Below are 8,720 nucleotides of genomic sequence, written 5' to 3' on the forward strand. Positions count from 1 at the left end.
TGTACCTTGTCCTGAACTTCCAATTGTAGATTTTCTGTTATTCCCTGTGCTCCGTTTGAAAAATAAACCCTTTCTGCCATAGAATCTTAAGATGCCTGGGATTTTCCGGATCTCCTTCAATCTTTCTCTGAAGATGTATCACTGTTCGCAGGACAGTTGTAAAAGAGCTGTAAAGGAAAAAAGTATGCCACACATTTTCATATATTTCTTGTACTGTAAGCATTCTATCAGGATTGTCCAGAAAAAATATCAATGTGTTATATTCATAGTTTTCAAGCTTTACAGAACGTTCGTTTAAATAAATCCGTTTTTCTTCATTGTTCATTATCAAATTGTCAAACGAAATCCATTTAGTGTTCTGATTCAATTCATAGTTCTCTTTTTTTAAATCAGAGCCGCCAGTCATCTTCCCACCTTCCTCTTCTGATTAAAATAATCACCATAATTATAACACGTTAATTCGGAAAAGTGAATATTTATAAAAAAGAATAGATGCCACCGTTTCCTTATGTTTTCATAACTTTTTTACCACCGCGCAAATCCACCCTTTTTTCGTTTTATCTACTTTTATGCCTGTAAAACCGGCATTCTCCAAAGATTTTTCTATTTGCTCAGAATTGTAAATTTTCATCCCCTGTATTATCTTCGTCCATTTTTCATCCTTTGGATTTTCACCGTTTGATTCATTGCAGATCATAAACGTTCCGCCGATTTTCAAAATTTTATATACCTTCTTAAAAGCCTCACTGATATCCGGCCAGAAATATATTGTTTCAAATGCAGTAATTACATCGAAAGTTTTATCTCTAAAAGGGAGTTTCATGACATCCCCCTGCAGGATTTCACAACGCTTACTTTCTATCCCTGCTTTATTGATTTTCCTGCTTTTTTCTACACTGATTTCTGAGTAATCAATACCAACCACCCTGCCATACGGACTTTTTTCTAATAGCTTCCTGATATTTGCCCCACCGCCGCATCCGATATCCAGACACACGTCCTCACTTTGAATTTTTATATGTGTAAATCCCCATTCGGCCATAGATGAATGACCGGTATTCATCATATGAACCACAATTTTCCCGCCAATCCCTTCGGGTCTGCAAGTATTTTGAAAAAAAGACATAACCTATCCCTCTATCAACTCACCAAACAATATGTATTCTTTTTATTAATATGTTTGTATTAATGAGTTTCTCTACATACAGATGCTTCCAAGAATCTCCTGTAACGCATTTTTACTGCTGGTATGGCATCTCACTACATCCGCATTGCAGCGTTCCGCCTCTTCTACTGCACACCGGGCCATCTTATGGGAAACCGTATTCGTGAACAGTACAATCAGATCCGGATTTCCAATCTGTTTACTTAAAGTTGCAGACATCTGTGTAAAAACTTTCGCTTTACAATTAAAACTTTTACAAACTTTTTTATACTGACAGACCATTCTATCATGTCCGCCTATAATAACAACACTCATCCTCAGCCTCCCAATTTCAATAAATTCATAAAATACTCTGCTAACGGATATCTACAAAATCTGCCATTCTTAATCATCAGTTATCCTTCTAAACCGCATTATGGGAATGCCGCTATAAAATGACTAAAAATCTTTTCTCGCAGCATTCCCCAGTATTTCTTAATTCAGATTTTCACCTAACGCTTTGCAGGATTGAAGCCCCTCATCATCAGGCATTTCATTGCAGATTACGCTTTCGCAAACCAAAACGCCCCCTTTCGCTTTACATCTTTCCTCCCAGTCTCTCATCCACTCTCCGTCTCCCCAGCCATAGGAGCCAAACAGGGCAATCCTTTTTCCTGAGAGTTTTGATTCACAGGAAGCGAACATCGGTTCAAATTCGTCTTCTTCCAATACCTCAGCTCCCATTGCCGGGCAGCCAAAAGCGATCGCATCATAAGAATCCATCATGGAAACATCAAATTCATCAGAAGTTAATAATACAGCCTCTGCCCCCTTCTCCTTCGCCCCCTCCAGTACTGCCTTTGCCATGGCTTCTGTATTTCCTGTGCCACTCCAGTAAACTACTGCAATTTTACTCATTGCTTCTACCATCCTTTCTAATTTTGATTATATAGTAACCGTGAGCTGTTCAACAGCCACGCCACTTTTCCATTTCCTGCGATATATTTCTGTGCATTTTTTATATTTTTTGAACAGAATCTTTGCCGCCTGTTCATCCCCATACACCTTCCAGCACCCGGAACATTTGCTGCAGGCTGCCCTATTCTCAATAAATCCTTTTACATCCTCTGCCGGATAGCCTAAGAATAAACCTATTTCATGCGGAAAATCCGGATCACAATGTAGTTTTTGAATCAGCCTGCAGATACACTGTGCAGGCTTTCCGCAATCATATCCTTTACATTCTAATAATATTTGGATCTGTTTATCCGAAAAATCCTCTTTTAATTTTCCCGGACGGTAGACATAGATCAATACCCGCTTTGCGGACATCCGAACCGGAAGAACGCAAACTCCCTTTTTGACCAGTCTCTGATTTAAACTGCGTATTTGTTTTATAATCTTCTTTTTCGATCTATAAGGACAAGAAAAGAGACTTCCTGTTTTTAATCCAGCCAAGGTAGGTGAACAATGGCATACCAACATTTCCTCTGACATATCTTCCTATGGTCTCCTTAAACATCTTACCAGAAAACAACTTCTCTCACTTCAGCAAAACACTATAGTTAGTTATGACTAATTCATGTGTAAAAAATATGTACACCCAACTGTTCCAAAAACATCAGATGTAAGTTCCTTCAATTTTATAAAACTTATGTGCGAACTGAACACAACTGTTAGTTTTATCTAACCATTAGTTTACTCTACTTCCTTCCTTTTGTCAATCCATAATTTGTTGGACATAAAAGGGGAGAAAACAATGATCCTCCCCCTGTAAAAGAATAGCGTTTACAGAATAATATTAAATAACCAATGTGAAGTCGTCAATGAAACGATACCGATTTCATCATCCGTTTTTTCAAAGATTGTCCGCAGAGAACCATATACCGCTCCGGTAAAAGCAGTAAGAAGAACCAGGCTTATATTATGCGAAACCGGATAATGCCAGAGTCCAAATAAAAGGGCTGAAATGATCACAGCCTGATTAGGTGTTTTCATCATATCTCTGAGCATCGCCAAAATATATCCTCGAAACAGCAGTTCTTCCGAAAAGGCAACCAATATTTGACTGATAATGAAATATAGGGTATTCCCTGTGAAAGAAACCCTCCACCTGATTAAAATGCCGCCAACTATGAAAAAGATTATTCCTATTACAACGCCTGTCAGAAGTTGCCGTGGTAAGCGAGAAAAAAACAGCCCAATATCCTGAAATGACTTTCTGCTCAGTTTTATGAATAGGATTGTATTTAACAGCATTGCTATATACGCGATATTCTGAACTATTTCTGGCGAAAAGAATTGAGTTATGTTGTTCAAATGGATTGCCGACAAAATAATTCCCATAGAAATTAAAAGTGGCAGTATTACTAATACAATAGCTTTCAGTTGTCTCATGGCTCACCTCATGATAATCTTAAATCAACTTTTCTACGCAAGCTTCCAATTTTGGCTTTCTGTCTGCAAATTCACCATATGGGCGTAGAGGCCGTTTTGTTTCAATAATTCTTCCGATGCGCCTTCTTCTGCCACACTTCCTTCTGAGAGGACTACGATCTTATCTGCACCGGCCACTGTACGCATCCGATGGGCAATCACCAGTACCGTCTTATCCGCAATCAGACGGGAAAGGGCAGTCTCCACTTACTGTCATACCCTCGCACTGCTGAATCCCTTCGCTCCTGCCCATGCAGTAAAGCGTGTTCTTCACAGTACATTCCCTCCACCAGCTCCGGACAGCCGGGATGCTTACACGGTTTCTTTGGTTTCCTTGGCATAGCACCACGCTCCTTTCTTATGTACCGGGTACGGTGAAAGGATAAAGCCCGTACCCATACCAATGTAAAAGACAGAAAAAAAGACCAAACCTCACAGGGTTCAGTCCACCTCTAATCTTTCACGCCTACAATATACCACGAAAAATACTCCATGTCAGTACACCGGACGGTACGCACTTAGTACACCTTTAGTACACCACCGAAGCAGCAAAAGGGGGTAACTTTTAAATATTCGGTAATGCTATCTTTATGGTTGATAACTTACCAATTCAGAGTTAATATGACCTCATGGTGAAAGGAGCGATTACATGGATAACAAATCCGTACTTTATCAACTGATGGATACCCGAATGGGAGAAGCATTGCACAAGATTACAAAAGAGGATACTGCGTTTATGCAGACAAAAGAAAAAGCAGATGAATATGCTGCCAAACTGGCATCTCTTAATCTGCCGGAAGAAACGATGCGTTTAATCGACCAGTATGTCAATGAACGCAGTGCCAATTGGGTACGCTATGGAGAACTTGCCTATATGCTCGGCTTTTCAGACTGCAAAGAACTGCTTCTTGGCTCCTGCCATATTCCAGAAATGAAAGATGAAGATTAACGAAACAAACTGTTGCATAATTTAAGGGTGGGACACACAATCCCACCCGGTATCAGTTATATTCTTCAAAAACCCCTATCTGTATCTGAAGGGCAAGGTTCATTTCCTATTTAAAAAACTTTTTGAGATTTTTTTCAGCAGCAGAGAGGAAGCCTGTCCATCATCCTTTAAGCGAAAAACACCCGACAAGGCGCAATTCAGCTATTGCATCTTGTCGGGTGTTCCATTCAATCCATGTTTCTATGTACTGTTTTCCTATTTTACGAGTTCCGTAAGCCACGGAGCCATTGGCCTTGCAACTACTCTCGCATTCAAATATGCCATCTCCAACGTCAGACAGGTATTACCCAAATAGTACCCATCCATAACCGTCAGTGTCATGGCAAGGTCAGGTTTCTGCATATTCGTCAGATAAACTGGAAGAAGATACTGCACTCTCCCCTGATATCCCTGTGGGACTACAAGCCCCGGTTCAATTACCGACTTCCTTCTCCCAAGTTCTACTGCTGTTTCAAACAATAGCGGCAGATTCTTCACCTTCCGAATTTTAGCCGGAATACGCTCCAGGTTCTCTTCATCTCCCAATATGTGATTTACGTTTACTCTTATAGGCCACTCTGGATTAAAGTTAATGCCACTCTGCGCCATATGATAGACGGGCTTTTGTGGTAATGGCTCGATGTATCTTAACTTTGGAGACAGTTCATCACAAAAACCTCTAAAATACCAATCTCTTAAAGAATCCGAAAAATTGTTTCTTTCAAAATAACCATAAATCCCCTTGTACTGAGGTGTGTATAATCCAGTATGGAAGCAGACACATTCGTTTTCCAAATGAAAAATACTGTCTGCTTTTCTTGGATCACTTTCTGAATTAAAGTCAATAACCTGCTTGCGAAAAATTGTATGTATGTAACGTTCTAAAATGGGGGTGTCTGCATTCTTTGTTTCCCGGCTCGGCTTTCGGAACTTCCATGATTCCTGCAATGCCAATCTCTCCAGTTCCGCTAAATGTCCGTACCAATCCGGTACATATGCAAATTCAAATAAATCCGGTGCTATCATCTGTTTCCTCTTTTCCTGTGGTTTTCTGTACTCATATCTGTTTTCTGTCTTTGCTTCCATCTCTTTCATCATGAGCCTCCTTTTTGTTTTCTCTTGAAATATAAAATAGGTGTATCGCAATTCTATCGTTCTGTGAATTGCGATACACCTATCAATGCGTTTTTATCCATGAACAAATTTCAGTAACTTCAACAAACATCGTATTCTGTGCTGTTTCCTTGCTTCCATGTAATTTCTCCTTTTATGGTGTAGTTTGTTTCATCTTACACCTGTACTCTATTGTAATTCATAATATTTACCCTGTAGTGTAAACTAGCACTGAGGTGAATTGTAATGCATGACTATGTAAAAAATCTTGCGAAGGTAGTCCGGGCTGCCAGAGAAGAAGCCCATCTATCTCAAGCAGCATTAGCTGAACAAATAGGTTGTGATGAGCGTACAATACTAAATATTGAAAACGACCGTGGTAATCCCAAGTTCGAAGTATTGTGCCAGATCATCGCTTATTTACACATTCCTGCAGACCGTATTTTCCACCCTGACACTGCTACGGATGGGGTGAAAAAACAAAAACTGTTATTGATGCTACAGGAATGTGATGAGCAAGAGGCAGCCGAGATTCTTCCAGCAATTGAATACCTCTTAGCACTCATACATAAAAGAGGTAATTCAAACGAGTAAAGGAACCAGCTAATCCGTTGTGATTCTGGTTCTTTTCTTTTTGTTGCCATCTCAAAATCTTACTCTTGTAATATTTCAATTATTACACAAGTAAGATTTCAAGTCAATATGTTTTTTCTGAAATTGACAACCACATAAATAACGTCTATAATATATTTATTACAGCCGTAAGATTTAAGGAGGGATTTGAAATGAGCGATTTACCACAGATTTCTGAAGCTGAATTTGAAGTTATGAAAATCGTATGGAAACATGCGCCGATCAGTACCAATGAAATAACAGATAAATTATTACAGACCACAAGCTGGAGTCCTAAGACGATACAGACTTTAATCAAACGTCTCGTAACAAAAGGCGTTCTGACTTATGAAAAACAGAGCCGAGTGTTTGTTTATACCCCAGTCGTGAAAGAAAGCGAATACATCGGCCAGGAAAGCAACTCTTTTCTGGAACGATACTATGACGGGGATATCACTGCCATGCTGTCTGCCTATATAGAAAATGACAGACTGTCTGAAACAGAAATAGACACCCTACGTTCCCTTCTTTCCAAGAGGTCAAAAAAAGGAGGAAATTAACGTGGCTAATTTTATGATACGCTTTTTAATATGCAATGTATTTATCAGCGGTATCATCGGAATTCTTTTGATAGCCAAGCGGATATTCAAAAACAACCTGTCCAGCCGGATGCAGTATAATCTGTGGTTCCTGCTTCTTGGGTTGCTGGCAGTTCCCTTTATACCGTTCCGTCCCATCGGATTTCCACAAATCTTCTCGTGGCTTGGTAGCTTAAGAAGCTCTCCTGCTTCTGGTACCTCAACCGCTATGGGAGAAGCTGTGGGAATTCATCCGACCGGAAATACAGACTGGATGAATGATTTCGCACTTTCTGTAAATAGCGAGACACCATCCATTGCCGGATACATATTATTGGGGATATGGATTGTAGGCATTTTTGCAATGATTATATTAGTAATCAAATCCTCACTCCGCCTACGCAATTTGGAGAAATCTGCACTTCCCCTTCAGAACCCGGAAGTACGCAGACTATATTATCGATGTTTGGAGGAAATGGGAATTCACAGAAATATCCCTATCTACAGTACTGCATTTTTGAAATCTCCGATTATTGTGGGACTTTTGAAACCGTGTATTTATCTGCCGATTCATCTGATTTCTGATTACAACGAATCCGATATGCGGTATATGCTGTTGCACGAACTGCAGCACTATAAGCACAAAGATGCTATTGCCAGTTATCTGATGAACCTTACCGGAGTAATATATTGGTTCAATCCTCTTGTCTGGTACGCACTGAAAGAAATGCGTAATGACAGAGAGGTTGCCTGTGACACTTCCGTTTTGAAAATGCTTGAAGAGGATGCTTACGAAGGTTATGGCAATACATTGATTAACTTTGCAGAGAAGGTTTCACTTACTCCTTTTCCGTTTGCTGCCGGCCTTGGTGGAAACATGGAGCAGATGAAACGGAGAATTATCAACATTGCCTCTTATGAAAAGCCGACATTTATAAAAAGAGTAAAGGGCGTTTGCTCCTATTTTCTGATCGCCTGCCTTTTGTTAACATTTATGCCCATGCTTTCTGTCAATGCTGCAATAGAAATAGAAAACACCTATCAAATAAATAAAAACGACAGCAATATTTCTTATATTGATTTATCATCATATTTTAACGATTATCAAGGTTGTTTTGTCCTGTTTGATGCAACTACCGACAGTTGGCAAATTTATAACAAAGTAATGGCACAAAAACGAATTTCACCGGATTCGACATATAAAATATACAGTGCCCTGTTAGGTTTGGAAAACAGATATATAACTTCGGCTTCAAGCGAAATGACATGGAATGGGCAAGAATACCCTATTGCAGCGTGGAATGCCAATCAAAACCTTACTACAGCATTTCAAAACTCTGTCAATTGGTACTTTCAATCATTAGACCAAGTTGCCGGATTAAAAACTTTAGAAGACTTCTATACATATATTAATTATGGCAATCATGACCTGTCAGGTGGTGTTTCTTCCTTTTGGGCAGAATCTTCCCTCAAAATTTCTCCTATTGAGCAGGTCGAAATGCTCCAACGACTGTACATCAATGACTTTAATTTTGATGCAGATAATATTCAGACTGTAAAGAATGCCTTATTACTTTCTTCCACTGCTGACGGTAACCTATACGGCAAAACCGGAACAGGAAATATTAATGGAGAGAACATAAGCGGATGGTTCATTGGCTATGTCGAAACTTCAGATAATACATATTTCTTTGCCTTAAATATCGGAGCCACTGAAAATGCTACCGGAAGCAAAGCATCTGATATTGCTCTATCTATATTATCAGACATGAATATCTGGTATTGAAAAAAGGTAAAGGGTCAAATGAAACACTTTGACCCTTTACCTTCGGGAGTATCCCAAAGTTTG

The 8,720-nt window shown here is 39.4% G+C and carries 12 protein-coding genes and 1 pseudogene; 4 read left to right on the forward strand and 9 right to left on the reverse strand.

From position 1 onward, the window contains the following. Window positions 1-37 precede the first annotated feature (37 nt). The 8 genes and pseudogenes from ACYQ35_RS01740 to ACYQ35_RS01775 form a co-directional block, all read right to left on the reverse strand. Entirely contained in the window at window positions 38-406 is a 369-nt protein-coding gene (locus ACYQ35_RS01740) for a winged helix-turn-helix domain-containing protein (protein ID WP_459829549.1), read from the reverse strand. A gap of 108 nt (window positions 407-514) precedes the next feature. Continuing rightward, on the reverse strand, window positions 515-1,126 hold the full coding sequence (locus tag ACYQ35_RS01745; RefSeq protein ID WP_459829552.1) for a class I SAM-dependent methyltransferase: 612 nt from the start codon (window positions 1,124-1,126) through the stop codon (window positions 515-517). Between the two features lie 72 nt (window positions 1,127-1,198). Beyond that, entirely contained in the window at window positions 1,199-1,480 is a 282-nt protein-coding gene (locus ACYQ35_RS01750) for a DUF2325 domain-containing protein (protein ID WP_055154859.1), read from the reverse strand. Between the two features lie 159 nt (window positions 1,481-1,639). Beyond that, entirely contained in the window at window positions 1,640-2,062 is a 423-nt protein-coding gene (locus ACYQ35_RS01755) for a flavodoxin (RefSeq protein WP_459829562.1), read from the reverse strand. Between the two features lie 27 nt (window positions 2,063-2,089). After that, entirely contained in the window at window positions 2,090-2,641 is a 552-nt protein-coding gene (locus ACYQ35_RS01760; RefSeq protein ID WP_459829565.1) for a DUF3793 family protein, read from the reverse strand. A gap of 291 nt (window positions 2,642-2,932) precedes the next feature. Further along, window positions 2,933-3,541 carry a CPBP family intramembrane glutamic endopeptidase gene (locus ACYQ35_RS01765; RefSeq protein ID WP_459829568.1) on the reverse strand — a complete coding sequence of 203 codons (609 nt, stop codon included), beginning with the start codon at window positions 3,539-3,541 and terminating at the stop codon, window positions 2,933-2,935. 33 nt (window positions 3,542-3,574) lie between these two features. After that, window positions 3,575-3,787 (reverse strand): annotated as a pseudogene (locus ACYQ35_RS01770) (ABC transporter ATP-binding protein); the annotation flags it as partial. Next, window positions 3,763-3,921: a hypothetical protein gene (locus ACYQ35_RS01775; RefSeq protein ID WP_459829571.1), complete on the reverse strand. Its 159-nt coding sequence runs from the start codon at window positions 3,919-3,921 to the stop codon at window positions 3,763-3,765. The gene ACYQ35_RS01775 and the pseudogene ACYQ35_RS01770, both read right to left, overlap by 25 nt. A 308-nt stretch (window positions 3,922-4,229) precedes the next feature. Here ACYQ35_RS01775 and ACYQ35_RS01780 point away from each other — a divergent pair, with 308 nt between their 5' ends. Next, window positions 4,230-4,529: a hypothetical protein gene (locus tag ACYQ35_RS01780; RefSeq protein WP_135990332.1), complete on the forward strand. Its 300-nt coding sequence runs from the start codon at window positions 4,230-4,232 to the stop codon at window positions 4,527-4,529. Window positions 4,530-4,784: 255 nt separating this feature from the next. Here ACYQ35_RS01780 and ACYQ35_RS01785 read toward each other — a convergent pair whose 3' ends face one another. Next, complete coding sequence (locus ACYQ35_RS01785; protein WP_459829574.1) at window positions 4,785-5,663, reverse strand: DUF3825 domain-containing protein; 879 nt, start codon at window positions 5,661-5,663, stop codon at window positions 4,785-4,787. Window positions 5,664-5,927: 264 nt separating this feature from the next. Here ACYQ35_RS01785 and ACYQ35_RS01790 point away from each other — a divergent pair, with 264 nt between their 5' ends. The 3 genes from ACYQ35_RS01790 (at window position 5,928) to ACYQ35_RS01800 (ending at window position 8,657) form a co-directional block, all read left to right on the forward strand. After that, a complete protein-coding gene (locus tag ACYQ35_RS01790) occupies window positions 5,928-6,275 on the forward strand; it encodes a helix-turn-helix transcriptional regulator (RefSeq protein ID WP_135990325.1) in 348 nt (115 codons plus the stop codon). A gap of 191 nt (window positions 6,276-6,466) precedes the next feature. Continuing rightward, the gene (locus ACYQ35_RS01795) at window positions 6,467-6,853 is read left to right on the forward strand and encodes a BlaI/MecI/CopY family transcriptional regulator (RefSeq protein WP_004059103.1); all 387 of its coding nucleotides are present in this window, start codon (window positions 6,467-6,469) and stop codon (window positions 6,851-6,853) included. A gap of 1 nt (window position 6,854) precedes the next feature. After that, window positions 6,855-8,657 carry a BlaR1 family beta-lactam sensor/signal transducer gene (locus tag ACYQ35_RS01800; protein WP_459829579.1) on the forward strand — a complete coding sequence of 601 codons (1,803 nt, stop codon included), beginning with the start codon at window positions 6,855-6,857 and terminating at the stop codon, window positions 8,655-8,657. Window positions 8,658-8,720: the final 63 nt, after the last annotated feature.

The sequence above is a fragment of the Faecalimonas hominis genome (assembly GCF_054660755.1).